Genomic DNA, 18,187 nt, shown 5'->3' with positions numbered 1-18,187 from the left:
CGAAACGCTTAAGGCGTTTTGCCGCTCGCGCCGGTCGTGCCGTTGGTGGCGCCGGTCCCACCCGTGCCGCCGGCACCACCGTTGATCGCACCGGCGTTGGTGCCGATGGATCCCGGACCGGTCGGCAGGTTCGGGGTGATGACGGTGCCGCCGGACCCGCCGCTACCGCCGACACCGTTGGTCGCCTGGCCGACGCCACCGTTGCCGCCCTTACCGCCATTACCGCCGTGCACGTTGTTGACCGGTCCGGAGGCGCTGGTGGTTCCGTTGCTGATCGAGGACGGAGGCGTTCCCTTGCCGGTCCAGCCCCAGCGGATGTTGCTGCCGTCGCCGCCCTTGCCGCCGGCACCGCCGTCGCCACCGGTGCTGCCTGCCCCGACACCGGCGCCGCCGTTGCCACCGGTACCGCCCGCGCCGCCGTTGGAGCCGGCCGCGTACTGATCGCTGCCGCCCATGCCGCCGGCACCGCCGTCTCCGCCGACGAATCCGGTACCGCCGTTGCCACCGGTACCACCGGCGCCGGTGACATTGGCCGGGGTCCCCGCCGAGGAGTTTCCGGCGGTGTCGAGGTAGCCCAGCGGTTGGAGGTTTCCACTGCTGCCACCCTTGCCGCCGACACCGCCGTCGCCACCGTTACCCGCGTGGCCGGCAGCGCCCAGGCTGGTACCGGCACCGGCCGCACCGCCGTTGCCGCCGGCGCCACCGGCGCCACCATTCGCGCCGGTGCCGATGTTGTGGCCCTGGAGCGGCTCACCGTCATTGCCGTGCGTGGTGTAACCGCCGTTGCCGCCGTCCGCGCCCGCGCCGCCCTTACCGCCGTCGCCACCATTGGTGCCCACACCGGTAGTCCCGCCGCCGGCCCCGCCGGACCCACCGGTACCACCGGTGCCGCCGGCGCCGCCAACGGTTCCGTTGCTGGCAGCGGCGTTGTACTCCGGAGACGCAACCCCGTTGGTGCCCTTGGCGCCGTCGCCGCCGTCGCCACCGTTTCCGGCCACGCCGCCGTTACTGTCGATGCCCGACGTTCCGTTGGCCGCACTGCCGCCGGCGGCGCCGTTGCCGGCGTTGCCGCCGGTGCCGCCGTTGCCACCCTTGCCGCTGGCCGCGGTGGCGTTGGCCCCGTCGCCGCCGTCGCCGCCGCTGCCGGCCTTGCCGGCATTGCCACCGGTGTCGCCGACCCCCGCGCCGGCCTTACCGCCGGCACCGGCGTTGCCGCCGTTGCCGCCGGCGGAGCCGTTGGAGCCGGCCGTGGTCGCGTTGTTGCCGGTGCCACCGTTGCCGCCGCTGCCCCCGGCCCCACCGTTGCCGAGCGTCCCGGCTGCACCGCCCTGGCCGCCGGCCCCACCGTTTTGGCCGGCGCCGCTGGCCAGCGTGGTACCGGTGCCGCCATCGCCGCCCTTACCGCCGTTACCACCGGCAGTACCGGCCGCACCGGCCGCGCCGTTGGCGGCCGACTGCCCACCGCCACTGTCGCCACCGGCACCCGCGCTGCCCGCAGCGCCGCGGTTACCGCCGGCGCCACCGGCGCCACCGACGCCCGCGGTCGTCCCGGTGCCACCACCGAGGCCCTTACCACCGGCACCACCGTTGCCGGCATTGCCGCCGCTGCCGGCGTTGCCACCGACACCACCAGCACCGTGATGGTTCGCCGCACCGTTGCTGGCGGTGCCACTGGCCCCGCCGGCGCCACCGGCGCCACCGTTGCCGCCCTTGCCACCGCTTGTGCCGTCGCCACCGGTGCCGCCGGCGGCACCGGCCACTGTGGCATCCGCGCCGGCCTTGCCGTCCGCGCCGGAACCACCGTTGCCGGCGTTGCCACCCTGACCACCGGCGCCACCGCTGGCCGCCACCGCGCCCCGGTCGCCACCGGCGCCGCCGACTCCACCCTGGCCACCGTTGCCGCCGTTGGCCGAACTGCCCGCCGCCTGGGTGAAGCCATTGCCACCCCGCCCGCCGGCACCACCATCAGCACCCTGGCCGTCGGCACCACGGTCCACCCCGTTGGCCTGCAGGCCACCGACGCCACCGCTGCCGCCCTTGCCACCGCTGCCGCCGGTGCCACCGTTGGGGTTGGCCGAGCTACTGGCATCGGTACCGGCGGCCCCCTGGCCGCCCTTGCCACCGGCACCACCAACACCCGCGTCGCCGTTGGCTCCATCGGTGGCCGCACCGGTCCCGGTGCCGGCCTTGCCGCCGACACCGGCGTTGCCGCCGTTACCGCCGTCATGGCCCGCGCCAGCGGCACCGTTGTTCACACCCGCAACCCCGGCACTACCCGCAGCCCCCTGGTCACCGGCACCACCGTTACCGGCGTTACCACCCGAGCCCGCAGCACCCGTGGCACCCGTGGTCGAACCGGTACCACCGACACCACCGTTACCGCCGGAGCCACCGTTACCGCCGTTGCCGCCGTTGCCGTCACCGGTCACAAACGACCCGGCCGCACCGTCAATACCGTTGCCGCCCTTACCACCGGCGCCACCATCGGCACCGGCACCCGAGGCAGCGTGCGTGGAACCGTCGGCCTCCAGGCCACCCTTGCCACCGTTACCGCCGGCGCCACCGCTGCCACCGGAGGTGCCGCTGTCGCCGGCATTGACACCGTTGACACCCGCGGCACCTTGGCCGCCCTTACCGCCGGCACCACCAACACCCGCGTCGCCGTTGGCTCCATCGGTGGCCGCACCGGTCCCGGTGCCGGCCTTGCCGCCGACACCGGCGTTGCCGCCGCTGCCGCCGTCATGGCCCGCGCCACCGGCACCGTTGTTCACACCCGCAACCCCGGCACTACCCGCAGCCCCCTGGTCACCGGCACCACCGTTACCGGCGTTACCACCCGAGCCCGCAGCACCCGTGGCACCCGTGGTCGAACCGGTACCACCGACACCACCGTTACCGCCGGAGCCACCGTTACCGCCGTTGCCGCCGTTGCCGTCACCGGTCACAAACGACCCGGCCGCACCGTCAATACCGTTGCCGCCCTTACCACCGGCACCACCGCTGCCACCGGCACCCGCGGCAGCGTGCGTGGAACCGTCGGCCTCCAAGCCGCCCAGGCCGCCGTTACCGCCCTTGCCGCCGTTGCCACCGGCGACACCGTTGACGTCAGCGGTGGTGCCGTCGGCGCCGTCGGTGCCCTTGGCACCGCTACCGCCGTTGCCACCGACACCGGCTGAACCGTCGGTGCCGTTGTCGGAGTGCTGACCGCCGCCGCTGTCGCCACCTTGGCCACCGATTCCGGCGTTACCGCCGGCGCCGCCGTTCTGCCCGTCGCCGCCACCGGTGCTGCCGTTGGCACCATCGGCGCCGTTGCCGCCGTTGCCACCGTTGCCACCGAGCCCGCCGACACCGTGGTCACCCGCGGTGTGTCCGGTGCCTGCGACACCGCCGTTACCACCGGCGCCACCGTTGCCACCGTTGCCGCCGTCGGCCCCGGGCGCCGAGCCGTTGAGACCGTTGTAACCGTTGCCGCCAGCGCCACCGTCGCCACCGCTGCCGCCGTCGCCCTGGTTGAGCTGCGTTCCGTTGCCGGCGAAACCACCGGCACCACCGTTGCCGCCGGCACCGCCGTTACCACCGGCCGTTCCGTTGATGTCGCCGGCCTTGCCGTTGGCACCGATGTAGCCGCGGCCACCGTCGGCGCCGTCGCCACCAATGCTTCCGTTACCGGCCTGCCCGGCGGCACCAGTGGTGCCGTCGCCATTGTCGCCACCGGCACCTGCCGCGCCGGCGCTGCCGCCGGAGCCACCGGCCCCACCGTTGCCACCGTCGAGGTGGCTCGCGGTCCCGTTGGCGCCCTTGCCGCCGCTACCGGCGCTACCGGCGTTACCACCGTTTCCGCCGGCACCGCCGGCGCCGTGGACGCCATCGGTGGCACCGTTGAGGCCGATACCGGCGTTGCCGCCAGCCGCGCCGGCGCCGCCGGCGCCGCCGTTGCCGGCGTTGCCGCCCTGGCCACCGTCACCGTTGTCGCCACCGGCGAAGGTGCCGGTAGCGCCCTTGGCGCCATCGCCGCCGTCACCACCATTGCCGCCGTTGCCGCCTAGGCCGCCACTGCCGGCGTGGTAACCGACGCCGCTGCCGGCACCGCCGTCGCCGCCCTTACCGCCGGCTCCACCGGCCTGGCCGTCGCCGCCGGCCTCACCGGGCTGGGTTCCGCTGCCGCCGTTGGCGCCGTTGGGACCGTTCGGGCCCGGCAGTCCATCACCGCCGTAGCCACCGTTGCCGCCGTTGCCTTCGCCCGTGGCGCTGCCACCGGTGCCGCCGTCACCGCCGTGCTGGCCGCCGTCGCCGCCGTCACCGGCATTGCCACCATCACCGGTCTGGGTGCCGCCGGCACCACCGTCGCCACCGTTGCCACCGTCACCGGTCTGGCCTGTGCCACCGTCTCCGGCGTCGCCACCATTGCCGTTGGCGCCGGCGTCGCCGCCACCACCACCGGCACCACCGTTGTGGTCGCCGTTGCCGCCATCGCCGCCGTTGCCGCCGTTGCCGGTGTCGGTACCACCGGCACCACCGGAGCCACCGGAGCCGCCGTTGGAGTTGTCACCGTGCCCATCGCCACCGTTACCGGCATTGCCGCCGTTGCCGTGGCTGCCGGCGTCGCCACCATTGCCACCGTTGCCACCGTCGCCGTTGGGGTTGGTGTAGCCGTTACCGCCGTCGCCGCCATCTCCCGACGGCGTGCCTTCGGCACCGTCGCCACCGTCGCCGCCGGCATTGCCGGTGCCACCTGCACCACCGGTTCCGGCACCACCGCCGGATCCCCCGGACCCGGCGTTACCGGTGTCGCCACCCTTGCCGCCGTCGCCGCCGTCGGGGTTGGTGGCGTCGCCGTCGGCACCCTTGCCGCCGTTGCCGGCCGAACCGGCGTTACCGCCGGCGCCTCCGTCGCCGCCATCGCCGTTGTTGCCGGCGTTGCCGTTGTTGGCACCGCCGCCGCTGCCGCCGGTACCACCGGCACCGCCGGTACCACCCGAGCCGCCGTTGCTGCCGGTACCGCCGTCGGCGCCGGGAGTGGTGGCGTCGCCGCCGTCCGCTCCGGCACCACCGTTGCCGGCGTCACCACCGCTGCCGGCATTACCACCGGCACCACCGTTGCCCACGACCGAACCGCCGGTGCCACCAGAGCCACCGTTGCCTCCGGCACCACCGTTGGTGCCGTCGCCACCGGCCTGCGACGGGTCCGTGCTGTCGCTGCCGTCTGTGCCGTTGGAGCCCGAGCCGCCGTTGCCGCCCTGTCCGCCGTTGCCGTGGTCACCGGCGTTACCACCGGCGCCACCGTTGCCACCGGCCGTGCCGGGGGCGGCGTTCGGGTCGGTGGAGGCGTCGTAGCCGTTGCCTCCGGCGCCACCGTCTCCACCGGCGTCCGCTGTGCCGTCGGTCCCGCCATTACCGGCCGTGCCGGTACCGCCGGCACCGCCGCTGCCCGCCGAACCGCCGGTTGCGCCCTGGCCGATGGCGCCGTCGTTGCCGCCGTCACCGCCCTTGCCGCCGTCGGGGTTGTTGGCGTCGCCGTCCGCGCCCTTGCCGCCGTTGCCGCCGACACCGGCGTTGCCGCCGTTACCGCCGTTGCCGCCGTCGCCGTTGGCACCCGCCGAACCGTTGGTCGCCGAGCCGCCGTTACCGCCGTTGCCGGCCTTGCCGCCGGCCCCCGCGTCGCCACCGACACCGCCGTTGCCGCCGTCCTGGCCGGGTGCGGTGGCGTCGGTACCGTTGGCGCCCGTTCCACCGGAGCCGCCGTTGCCGCCGTTGCCGGCCAAACCGCCGGCCCCGCCGTCGCCTTCGACCGAGCCGCCCTTACCACCGGCACCGCCGTTGCCGCCGGAGCCGCCGGCCGTGCCGGAGCCACCCGCGTTGCCGTTGCCGTCACCGTCGGTGCCGCTGCCGTTCGCACCGGTGCTGCCGTCGGTGCCGCTACCGCCGTTGCCGCCCAGACCACCGTTGCCGTGGTCGCCGGCGTCACCACCGGCACCACCGTTGCCACCAGAGGTCCCCGGCGCCGCGTTCGGGTCGGTCGAGGCGTCGTAACCGTCGCCACCGGTGCCGCCGTTGCCCTGGGAACCGGAGGGGATGCCCCCGTCCTGACCGTCCGTACCGTGGGTCAGGCCGCTGCCGCCCGTGCCACCGGTACCGCCGGTGGCGGCGTTACCGCCCTGACCACCATTGCCACCGTCGGGGTTCTCCGCGGTGCCGTGCGCACCCGTGCCGCCGTCGCCGGCCTTGCCGGAATCGGCACCATCGCCCGCGTTGCCGCCGGCACCCTCGCTGCCCGCCTTACCGTGCGTGGAACCACCGGCGGCACCACCTGCGCCGCCATCGCCACCGGCACCACCGGTGCCGGCGCTGCCACCCGCACCGCCGTTACCGTTTCCGCCGTTGTCAAACGTGCCGTCCGCACCATTGGCGCCATTGCCACCGACACCACCGTCGGCGCCGGCGCCACCGGCACCACCGTTACCGCCATCACCGGCGAGCGATCCACCGGCACCACCGGCACCGCCGGTACCGCCCTTACCGCCCGATCCGCCGGTCTGTCCGGCGTCGCCCGGGTTTTCGCCGTTGCCACCGGCACCACCGGCGACACCACTGCCGGCGTTGCCGCCGTTACCGCCATTGCCGTGGTCACCGGCGGCACCACCGGCACCGCCGTTGCCGCCGGCCGTTCCCGGTGCGGCGGTCGGGTCGGACGCGGCGTCATAGCCTGTCCCGCCGTTACCGCCGTTACCGCCGCTGCCGGGGGTGTTGCCTGCCGAGCCGTTGTTGCCTGCGGTTGCGCCGGATCCGCCGGTTCCGCCGCCGCCGCCGACGCCGACGTTGCCGCCGTGGCCGCCCGCGCCGCCGTCGGGGTGGGCCGCCGTGCCGTCGATACCGTCGCCACCGTCGCCGGGAGCACCGCCGTTGCCACCGTTGCCGGCATTGCCGCCGGCCCCGGTGGTGCCACCACCGGCACCGCCGTTGCCACCGGTACCACCGCCGCCGCCGTTTCCGCCGGCGAACCCGTCCGCGTGCCCGGCGTCGCCGTTGTTGCCGTCGAAACCGGCACCGCCCTGACCGCCATTACCGCCGAGGCCACCGTGGCCGTCGGTCGCATGTCCGCCGCCGACTTCTTGGCCGCCGGCGCCACCCGCGCCACCGGTACCGCCATTGCCGCCGGCGGTGCCGTCGACATTGTCCCGGTCGCCGTTTGCGCCGTCCAGGCCGGAACCGCCCGCGCCGCCGTTACCGCCGGTGCCGGCGGCACCATTGCCGCCGTTGACGCCCTGCTGACCGCCGCCGGAGTCACCGCCCTTGCCGCCAGCCCCGGCATTGCCACCGTCACCACCGGCGCCACCGTCGTAGCCACCCACGTGCTCGGCGTCTCCGTTGGCACCGTTGGATCCGTCGGCGCCGTTACCGCCGTTTCCGCCGTTGCCGCCGGCGCCACCGACGCCGTGGCCACCGGTGGCCGCACCCGTACCGCCGACACCACCAGCGCCACCATCGCCACCCGTACCACCGGACTGGCCGTCTCCGCCCGGGTTGGTGCCGTTGGCACCGTTGAAGCCGCTACCACCACGGCCACCGGCGCCACCGGCGCCGCCGTTGCCGTCGGCCGCCTGGGCGGTGCCGTCGGCTTGCACGCCGCCCTTGCCGCCGTTGCCGCCGGCGCCGCCGGCCGCACCCGCGGTGCCGTTGACGTTCCCCGCGGTGCCGTTGGTGCCGTCCAGACCGGCGCCACCGACGCCACCGTTGCCGCCTTGGCCGGCGGTGCCGGAGTTGCCGCCGGCGGCGGTGGTTCCGTTGCCGTTGTCGCCGCCCGCTCCGCCGATGCCGGCGTTGCCACCAGCACCACCGTCTTGGCCCGCGTAGCCCGCCTGGTGCTGCGCGTCGCCGTTGGCACCGCTAGCGCCGTCCGCGCCAGCACCACCGTTGCCGGCGTTACCACCCACACCACCAGCACCGTGGGCACCGGTGCTCGAGCCGGTGCCACCGGCCCCGCCGGCGCCACCGGTGCCACCGTTGCCACCGCGGGTGCCATCGGCACCGGGCTCGTCACCGTTGGTGCCGTTGATGCCGTTGCCGCCGCGCCCACCGGCGCCACCGGCACCACCCGTGCCCGTGGTGGCCTGGGTGGTGCCGTCCGCTTCGAGGCCACCCGTGCCGCCGTTACCGCCGGCCCCTCCGGCGCCACCGGCAGTCCCGTCGGGGTTCTCGGTGGTGCCGTTGGTGCCGTCGAGGCCGGTACCGCCTAGGCCACCGGCGCCGCCGTTGCCGGCGGTGCCGTCACTGCCATTGGCGGCGGAGGTGCCGCCGCCGCTGTCGCCGCCGGCGCCACCGATACCGGCGTTGCCGCCGGCACCACCGTCTTGGCCGGCATACCCGGCCGTGTGCTCACTATTGCCGTTGGCACCGTTGCCGCCGTCCGCGCCGCTACCACCGTTGCCGGCGTTACCGCCGACACCACCGGCGCCGTGGGCACCCTCGATCGTGCCGGTGCCGCCGACACCACCGGCGCCGCCGGCGCCACCATTGCCGCCGCGGGTGCCATCAGCCCCCGGCTCGTCACCGTGGAGGCCGTTGATGCCGTTACCGCCGCGGCCACCAGCACCGCCGGCACCACCAGTGCCCGTAGTGGCTGCCGTGCCATCGGTGTTCAGACCACCTTGGCCGCCGTTACCGCCGGCCCCACCGCTGCCGCCGGCGGTGCCGTCGGGGTTTTCGGCGGTGCCGTTGACACCGTCGAGGCCGGTGCCGCCGAGGCCACCGTTGCCGCCGATCCCGGCAACACCGTCAGCACCGCTGGCCGAGGTAGTGCCGTTACCGCTGTCGCCGCCGGCGCCGCCCTTACCGGCGTTGCCACCGTTGCCGCCGTCTTGACCCGCATACCCGCCGGCGTGCTCGCTGTCCCCGTTCGCGCCGTCACCACCGTCGGCGCCGTTACCCCCGTTGCCGCCGTTACCACCGAGGCCACCAACACCGTGAGCACCGTCGGTCGAGCCGTGCCCACCCTGGCCGCCGTTGCCACCCGCGCCACCATCACCGGCATGGGTGCCATCGCCGCCGGGGGTGTTGCCGTTGTAGCCGTTGTAGCCGTTCCCGCCAGCGCCACCATCACCACCGGCTCCACCGGCGCCTTGGGCGGCCTGGGAGCCCTCGGCGGTCAGGCCGCCGGCACCACCATCACCACCGTTGCCGCCCTGGCCACCGCCGGTGCCATTGATGCTGCCCGCGACACCATTGGTACCCAGGAAGCCATCGCCACCGGCCCCGCCATTGCCACCCACACTGCCGGTGCCGTCCACACCATCAGCACCCTGACCGCTGCCGTCACCACCGGTGCCGCCGGCACCGAAGTCGCCACCGGCGCCACCGACTCCACCATTGCCGGCGTCGGGATGCTCGACCGTGCCGGCAGCACCCTGGCCACCGGCACCGGCAACCCCGGCATTGCCACCATCCCCGGCGCCACCACCGGCACCCGCGCTACCGGCGTTGCCGGTGGTGCCGCTGCCGGCCGCACCGCCGGCACCGCCATGACCGCCCGCACCACCGGAACCGGCGTCACCACCGGCACCACCCTGGCCATCACCACCGTCAGCGAAGCTGCCGGTCGCACCATCAGCACCCGAGCCACCCGCGCCACCGGTGGCGCCTCTACCGCCGGCGCCACCGGAGCCGGCGTTGCCGGCCACCGCACCACCATTGCCGCCCGCACCCCCGGCGCCACCATGGCCACCGTTGCCACCGGAGACCCCGGAGCCACCGGCCGTGCTGGCATCGGCACCGATCGCACCCGCAATACCGTTACCGCCCAGGCCACCGGTTGCGCCGTTGCCGTGCGCACCACCATCACCGCCGGCCCCACCCTTGCCACCGGACGCGCCATCACCGTTGGCCAGGGTGCCGGTGCCGTTGCCACCGTTACCGCCGACCCCACCATTGCCACTGATCCCGGACGGGACCTGTCCGTCGGCGCCCGGACGGCCCGCGTTGCCCCACAGCCAGGACATGAACTTCTCACCGGCGGCCCCACCAACGCCGGCGATCGTGCCGATCGCACCGCCCTCGCCGCCATCGCCACCATCACCGCCACCGAGGAGGCCATCACCACCGGCACCACCAGCGCCGCCCTCACCGGCTAAGCCCGCATTACCGCCCACACCGCCATCACCGGCAGCACCGAAGTGCCCGCCCACACCCCCGACACCACCACGGCCACCGACGCCACCATCGCCACCGTTACCGCCGACACCACCATTGCCACCCAGATCATCGGCACTCACCGCGCCGGCGCCACCGGCTCCACCCGTGCCACCGGTGCCCCCGACACCACCTGCGCCGCCCAGGCCACCCAGGCCGAGCACGAAGCCGGCCGCACCACCCGCGCCACCATTGCCACCCACACCACCGGTCAGGCCCTCGCCACCAGCGGTGCCATTGAGCGCACCCAAGACACCGTCAACACCAGCCGTGCCCGTGGTGCCGACCGCGCCCGCACCACCAGCGCCACCGGTGCCACCGAACCCGAACAGGCTGATCACATCACCGCCGGCACCACCATTACCGCCGGCCACCAACACATCCAGTGACGCCCCACCCACACCGCCCGCGCCGCCATCGCCGAACAACCACCCACCCACACCACCAGCGCCACCATCGCCGCCGTCGACACCGACACCACCGGTGCCGCCGTTGCCGAACATGCCCGCGCTACCACCGACACCACCAACACCCCCAGCGATCCCAGCGACACCGGCCGCACCGGCACCACCATCGCCGAACAAGAAGCCGCCATCACCGAGATTGCCGAACCACCCCGACCCACCCAGCAACGACTCATTGGTCCCATCGAAGCCATCGACGCCGTTACCGATCAACGCCCGACCGAACAAGTCCACAAACGGCTGATTCACCAAGTCCAAAAACTGCTGATTACCAGCAATAAAGTCCTGCGTCAGGTTGTACAGCGGCAGATACAAATCCTCGTGATAAAACGACGCCACCGCCACATCGAACTGCTCAAACGCATCGACGATGAACCCACCATCGGCCGCACCCGGCTCACCCCACCCCACCCACAACGCCGAACCCGGATCCGACAACTCCGACCAAAACCCCGGATCCAACACATCAAAACCATCCGCCGACGCCACCGACGCCGACCCCACCCCAAACCCCAAAAACACCGCCACAACACTCGACGCACCCACCACACGCCGACGGCCCACGGCCCGACCGGACGAATAAACAACTTTGCTAGACATCCGACGGCTCATGACGACCCTCTCCATAACTTCTACTAAGAATTCACGCAGGTTCGAATTATGGCCGTCTGTTCACTTATCGCAAACTCAAGCGCCGCTTATGTGGCTGCAACTACACGGCAGGACGCTCCACAGCTTTAGGTGGAGTCTTATATCCGCCGGTCACCGCCCTACGGACACGGCTAGCGCGATTAGAGTGATGTTGGTCACAGTCTAAAAATGTGAACCATTGGCACGAAATTTGCATTTACTTCACGGCGATTGGCGTTGATTGCACGCCTTTAATGCGTAGGTCAAAGAGGCCTACGCATGCAGTGGGTCAAATATTCAATCGCAGTTTGCTGACACGACAAATTCGGCAGCAATAAGACGCCGAATACGGGCCTCGACGACCCACCAGGGGCCGCCATGGAGCACATCCTGGGCTTCCTTGCTGCCGCTGCCCTCGATCAGGAGTTCGCGATCAGTTGGAGATCAGCGAAATACGTCCGCTGCGAGGCGGCGGACTGGGCAAGCGCAGCTCTGCCACTGTCACTGTGCGGCAGTGCGCCCCCCAAGAGCATCGGCAAAATTGCCGAAATCGCGCTGGTATCGTGGCGCCGAGACTGGTCGGTAACTTAGCGGTAAAAGTACCTAGATGACGGGAAGCAAGCCTTACGACTGCACAACTGCATGGATGCACAGCGGATCCATCCGGGGGGAATGGAGGGCTTGCCCGCTTGCGCGGGCGTCCTTGCCTCTGAGAGACGGTAGATGATGTCGCACGCGAAAGTGGCGCTTTTGCCACCTTCCCCACCTCGCACGGTCCTCGTGGTCAGCCCCGGAGACTCACGGCCACAATGGCAACCTCCGACAGAGTCCATGACCACCGGGCTCTCCTGGCTGGAACGCATGCTCGCCGAAGTCGTTGCCGCCCATCGTGGTGAACGTCTGATGGACCAGGACCACAACGGCAAGTTCGCCGTCGGGTTCGCCGACGCCGGCGACGCAGCCGCTTGTGCCATCGCATTGCAGCACGCCCCCTCGGCGCCGATCCGTCCGCGGATCGCCGTGCACGCCGACAAGGTCTCGGTGGCCGAGCCTTGGGCACACCGGCATTCGCTGGTGAATCGCGCCGCACGGCTCTGCGATCTCGCCCATAGCGGTCAGACGTTGTTGTCCGAGACGGCCCAGCGGTTGATGGCTGACCGACTCCCACCAGAGGCTTGGCTGATCGATCTGGGTGTGTTTCGGCTGCGCGGCATACCGTATCCGGAGCGGGTCGCGCAGCTCTGCCACCGCGAGCTTGTCATCGACTTTCCGCCGCTTCGAACCGGAAATGCGGTGCACGAGCCCTACTTTCCGACGCCACTGACGAGTTTCGTCGGACGCGAAACGGAGTTGGCCGAGCTGCGGCGGCTGGTTGACGGCAACCGCCTTGTGACGCTGACCGGCTCCGGCGGCGTCGGCAAGACACGGCTCGCGCTGCAACTGGCCGAGGAATTTGTCGACCGGTTCCGCGATGGAGCATGGTGCGTGGACCTGGCGCCGATCACCGATCCGGAGCTGGTTCCCGAGCGAGTGACGCACATGTTGGGCCTGCCGGACCGACCGGACCGCTCCCCGGTGGACCCCCTCGTCCGCTTCATCGCGGACCGCCAATTGCTGCTGGTGCTCGACAATTGTGAGCATCTACTGGACGCGTGCGCGCACCTGACCGCGACGCTGTTGGCCGCGGGTGCAGAGCTGACCATCCTGGCGACGAGTCGCGAGCCCATCGGGGTAGCCGGCGAAGTGACCTGGAAGACCCCTTCACTCTCGCTCGTCGACGAGGCTGTCGAGTTGTTCCGGCAGCGTGCTCGGCTGGTCCGGCCCGGATTCACCGACACCGACGGTGATGCCGCCTTGGTAGCCGAGATCTGTCGCCGCCTGGACGGGGTGCCATTGGCCATCGAGCTTGCCGCGACGCGGGTTCGGGCGTTGTCGCTGGCCGAGATCGCCGACGGGCTGGACGAGCGGTTCCAACTGTTGACCGGTGGTGCGCGCACGGTGGTCCCACGCCAGCAGACACTGCGGGCTTCCGAGGACTGGTCGCACGACTTGTTGAGCGAACCCGAGCGCGTGGTGTTTCGCCGTTTGGCGCCATTTCGTGGCGGTTTCGACATCGATGCCGCCCACGCCGTGGCCGGCGGCACTGACCTGCCGCGTGGGCAGATCATCGACAAACTCACGCAGTTGGTCGACAAATCGCTGGTGATAGCCGACAGCACCGGAGAGTCGACGCGCTTCCGGATGTTGCAGACCGTGCAGCAGTACGCCCTGGAAAAGCTTGAACAGGCCGGGGAATCAAAGGCCATCCGGGCGCGCCACCGTGATCACTACACAGCCCTGTTCGGCTCCGAGGTGACCGCCGGATACGGCTGGCACATCGCGCAGGCGGAACTCGAGATCGACAACCTCAGGGCCGCCTTCGCCTGGAGCCGCCAGCATGGCGAGCTGGAGCTTGCCGCGCGGCTCGCCTCAGCACTGCTCCCGCTGTGGATCCACAGCCGGACCCTGGAGGGGCTGGCATGGTTCAACGCCGTGCTCGCCGTCGGCGACGCGATGGCGCCTGCCGCGCGCGCCCGCGCGCTTGCGGACAAGGCCATCTTCGACGCGTTGATCGGGAACTACGGGCAGGTCCAACAAGCAGAGGAAGCGGTCTCGATCGCACGGAATCTCGATGAACCGGGACTGCTCGCCTGGGCCCTGGCCGCCTGCGGCTTCACCTGTAGCTACAGCCCCGAGCTCGCCCTGCCCTACTTTGAGCAGGCCATCGCGCTTTCCCCGGCAATGAACGACGACTGGCGGTTGAGCCAGTTGTATGGCGTACAGGCATATTCGGCGTTCGTGGCCGGGGACCTGGAGACGATGCGGCTCGCCGCGGAGAAGGGCGCAACCCTCGGCGACGCGGTCGGTGACTGGTCGGTTGCGCGACTGTGCCGCCTTTGCCTGGGACTTGCGCACCTGCACCGCGCGGAGCTCCCACTGGCCGCCGAGCAGGCCCGACAGGTAGCCATGGAAGCCGAAGACGCACACGATCCGCTGTTCAGCTCCCAGAGTCTGACAGTCCTGGCCGAAGCCCTTGCGTGCCAGGGCGATATCCGCGGGGCGCACGCGGCAGCGGACGCATGTGTCGAGGCCGCGGCCGAACTGATCGACTTCCACCGCGCGTTCGGATTCGGCGCGGTCACAGACACGCTGTTGGCCGCCGGCGATGTGCCCGGCGCAATCCGTGCAGCCGAGGCGGCGTGTGACGCGTGCGAGCTACCCCAACTGCTGGCCATCAACGGCAATCCGGTCGCCCGGGCGGCACTGGCATCCGGCGACTTGGTCGCGGCGCGCCGTTGGGCTGACGAGGCACTGTCGGTGGGTTCGGGTATCCACCGAATACTGCTGCTGGAGATACGCGGCCGGGTGGCCATGGCCGAAGGAGAGTTCGAGCAGGCCGAACGGGACGCACGCGACGCGCTGGCGATCGCGGCGCACACCGAGGCAGTTCTGGGCGCCCCGGATCTGATCGAATTGCTGGCGGCATTGGCGACTGCCGCCGGGCGACACCACGACGCAGCACGAATGTTCGGCTCAGCAGCGGGTGCCCGTAGTCGCACCGGCGCGGTCCGCGCCAAGGTCTACGACGCGGACTACGAAACCACTGTGGGCACGTTGCGAGAAGCGATGCAGCTGAACGATTTTGAGCGTCGTTGGGCTCAGGGCGAGGCCTTGTCGACGACTGAGGCCATCGCCTACGCATGCCGAGGCGACGAAAAGGCCAAGGGCGAATCCAAACGCCCCTCCAGCGGTTGGGAATCGCTGACGCCGGCCGAACGCAATGTCGTCCGGCTCATCAGTGCCGGTCTGCGCGACAAAGACATCGCCGCCGAACTGAGCGTTTCACCACGAACGGTGCATTCGCATCTGAACCGGATCTACACCAAGCTCAACATCTCGTCCCGCTTGCAACTCGCGCAAGTGGCGGCGCAACATACCTGACCCGGCAGCGTTGCCCCGACGTATCAGGCGATGCGGGACTCGGGCTCCACGTACGCCCACTGCTTCCAGTGCCGGTATTCCTCGGCGGTCAGTTCCCGGCCGAGCAAGGTGGTGACGGCGGCGTCGTGCTCCAGGTAGAGCTCCTGGTTACGTCGCCACGCCGGCAGGTAGCGGTAGAACGGCAACCACGGGTGCAGATGATGGATGAGGTGGTAATTCTGGGACAGGCTCAGCGGAGCCATCAGCCATTCCATCCCCACCCGAAGCCGGCTGGCCCGATACCGGTCCTCACGCTGGGTGACGTCGATGCCGTGGTGCGGTAGCCAGTCGAACGCCCAGCCGATGATGAAGAGACCGAGGCGCTGCGGGATCAACACCACCTCCGCGAGCAGCCAGAAGTGGTCGGTGAGGATCGCCGCGACGGTCATGACGATCGTCAGCGTGAACAGCACCGACGTTTCGGCGAGCTCGGCAACCGGACGCCGCCAGGAATGGCGTATCCGCGGCCACAGCTTGCGGACATACCAGGTCGCGTTGAACAGGTCCATCAGCGCCCAGCGGAACGGCAGCTGCCAGGTGGGCGCGTGGGTGGCGAACATGTCGGGATCGCGCTCGGGATCATTGGTGTGGCGGTGATGCTCGCCGTGGACGTAACCGAAAGCCGGTAACGAGAACGGCAGCACTACCAACAGCCAAGCCACCCTGCCGACCACGGCGTTGACCCAGCGCACCGAGCAAAACGAACGGTGCAGGGCTTCGTGCGCCACCGAGAACAACACATACGTCACCAGGGTGCTCACCGGTATGACGACCCAGGCCGAAAGTGATCCGCGGGCTGCGCCGATGGCCACCAGCACGAATACGGTGACACCGGCCACCCCGAGCCCGAATGTGGGCCACGAGAAAGTCGGTACGCCCTCGCCGGGGTGTGGGTGGCGCCGACGCCGTACTGCCGCGGGTCGGTGGTCTTCCACCTCGAGCACCGACACGTGACCTCCAGCAGCTGGACATGAACAACGAGCGCGTCACCTAAGAGCAGGTGAAAGATTACGTCGCTTCCCAATGAGGGCCGGGCCGCAACGCATACTTGTCCGGCTAAGTAAGTATCACAATATTGACGCCCGCGTATAACGTCGCAGGTCCGCGCATCGAGACTTCCGTCTCCTTGAGGCGCTATGCCCCGTACACCGGCACCGGCGGCCGCGACTGGCCCAGCAGCTCGGTGACGACCGGCCCCAGCTCGGCGGGATCCCAGCGGGAACCCTTGTCAGCCTGCGGTCCGTGCGCCCAACCCTCGGCGACCCGGATCTTGCCGCCTTCGACTTCGAAGACCTTGCCGGTCACGTCGCGCGATTCGACACTGCCCAGCCAGACCACCAGCGGGCTCACGTTCTCCGGCGCCATTGCGTCGAAGGCATCGCCCTGGGTGGCCATCATGTCGGCGAAGACGGTCTCGGTCATCCGGGTCCGCGCCGACGGGGCGATGGCGTTGGCGGTGACGCCGTAGCGGCCCATCTCGGCGGCGGCGACCAGGGTCAGTGCGGCGATGCCGGCCTTGGACGCGCTGTAGGTGGCCTGCCCGACGCTGCCCTGCAGGCCCGCACCCGAGCTGGTGTTGATGATCCGGGCGTCAACGGTCTCGCCGGCCTTGGACTTGGCCCGCCAGTACGCGGCGGCGTGTTTCATGGTCGCGAAGTGGCCCTTGAGGTGCACCGCGGTGACGGCGTCGAATTCCTCTTCGGTGGCGTTGGCGAACATCCGGTCACGGACGATGCCGGCGTTGTTCACCAGCACGTCGAGTGTGCCGTAGGTGTCGACAGCCTGCTTGATCAGAGCCTCGGCCTGGCCCCAGTCGGCGACGTTCGAACCGTTGGCGACGGCTTCGCCACCGGCGGCGACGATCTCGTCGACCACGTTCTGGGCGGCGCTGCCGCCGCCGGCCGGCGAACCGTCCAGGCCGACGCCGATGTCGTTGACCACGACCCTCGCGCCCTCGGCGGCAAAGGCCAGCGCGTGTGCCCGCCCGATTCCACCGCCCGCTCCGGTGACGATGACCACGCGGCCGTCAAGAAGTCCCATGAGTGCTCTCTCCTTATTTGTTAGCGCTGGAAGCGTCGAGGTAAGCGGGGTTCTCGCCGCCACCGTGCACGGTCAGGCTGGCGCCGCTGACATAGGACGCCAGTTCGGAACTCAAAAATGCGGCCGTCCAACCGATTTCGGATGGCTTGGCCAGCCGGCCCAGCGGCACCGTGGCACCGACGGCGGCCACCGATTCGGCGTCGCCGTAGAACAATTCGGACTGCTCGGTCTCGACCATGCCCACCACGATCGAGTTGACCCGCACCTTCGGCGCCCATTCGACGGCCAGCGACGTGGTCAAGCTGTCCACCCCGGCCTTGGCCGCACCGTAGGCGGCGGTCCCCGGAGACGGCCGGCGGCCGCTGACGCTGGTGATGTTGACGATCGCGCCCCCACCGTCTTGGTTCTGCATGACCGCGTTGGCGTGGGTGGACACGTACAGGGCGCTGAGCAGGTTCAGCTCGATGATCTTGCGGCTGAAGTTGGCCGACGCGTCGGCGGCCAACGCGAACGGGGACCCGCCGGCGTTGTTGACCACGGCGTCGATCCGGCCGTGCTTGGCGACGATCGCCTCGATCAGGCCCTGCACCGCGTCGTCGTCGCGGACGTCGCAGGAATGGAACTCATACGGCAGTCCGTCCACCGGGCGTCGGGCGCAGGTCACCACCGTTGCGCCCTGATCGGCGAAGACGGCGCTGATGCCCGCGCCGACCCCTCGGACGCCACCGGTCACCAGCACCACCTTGCCGGTCAATCCGAGGTTGATAGCGGCAGCCGCAGAGTCAGACACTGTGCTAGCGTACCAAGCAAGTGCTTGCTTAGGTATCTAAGACCCCAATACGACAGGGAAG

General features: G+C 70.8%; 6 protein-coding genes. 2 read left to right on the top strand and 4 right to left on the bottom strand.

Annotated features, from left to right (window positions below):
- Positions 1 to 8: 8 nt before the first annotated feature.
- Positions 9 to 11,210 (bottom strand): hypothetical protein, encoded by an 11,202-nt coding sequence (locus ACJH71_RS20140; RefSeq protein WP_406759747.1) that lies wholly within the window; start codon positions 11,208 to 11,210, stop codon positions 9 to 11.
- Positions 11,211 to 11,654: 444 nt separating this feature from the next.
- On the opposite strand from ACJH71_RS20140, the gene ACJH71_RS20135 reads away from it, so the two are divergent.
- On the top strand, positions 11,655 to 11,867 hold the full coding sequence (locus ACJH71_RS20135; protein ID WP_406759746.1) for a hypothetical protein: 213 nt from the start codon (positions 11,655 to 11,657) through the stop codon (positions 11,865 to 11,867).
- A gap of 150 nt (positions 11,868 to 12,017) precedes the next feature.
- Positions 12,018 to 15,257 (top strand): LuxR C-terminal-related transcriptional regulator, encoded by a 3,240-nt coding sequence (locus ACJH71_RS20130; protein WP_406759786.1) that lies wholly within the window; start codon positions 12,018 to 12,020, stop codon positions 15,255 to 15,257.
- A gap of 23 nt (positions 15,258 to 15,280) precedes the next feature.
- Here ACJH71_RS20130 and ACJH71_RS20125 read toward each other — a convergent pair whose 3' ends face one another.
- The 3 genes from ACJH71_RS20125 to ACJH71_RS20115 form a co-directional block, all read right to left on the bottom strand.
- The gene (locus tag ACJH71_RS20125; RefSeq protein WP_406759745.1) at positions 15,281 to 16,246 is read right to left on the bottom strand and encodes a fatty acid desaturase; all 966 of its coding nucleotides are present in this window, start codon (positions 16,244 to 16,246) and stop codon (positions 15,281 to 15,283) included.
- Between the two features lie 184 nt (positions 16,247 to 16,430).
- A complete protein-coding gene (locus ACJH71_RS20120) occupies positions 16,431 to 17,336 on the bottom strand; it encodes an SDR family oxidoreductase (RefSeq protein WP_406759744.1) in 906 nt (301 codons plus the stop codon).
- A 13-nt stretch (positions 17,337 to 17,349) separates the two neighbouring features.
- Entirely contained in the window at positions 17,350 to 18,126 is a 777-nt protein-coding gene (locus ACJH71_RS20115) for an SDR family oxidoreductase (protein WP_406759743.1), read from the bottom strand.
- Positions 18,127 to 18,187: the final 61 nt, after the last annotated feature.

It is taken from the genome of Mycobacterium sp. SMC-15, assembly GCF_045310925.1.
In the GTDB taxonomy this organism is placed as follows: domain Bacteria; phylum Actinomycetota; class Actinomycetes; order Mycobacteriales; family Mycobacteriaceae; genus Mycobacterium.
This window is presented reverse-complemented; position numbering and strand designations above follow the sequence as displayed.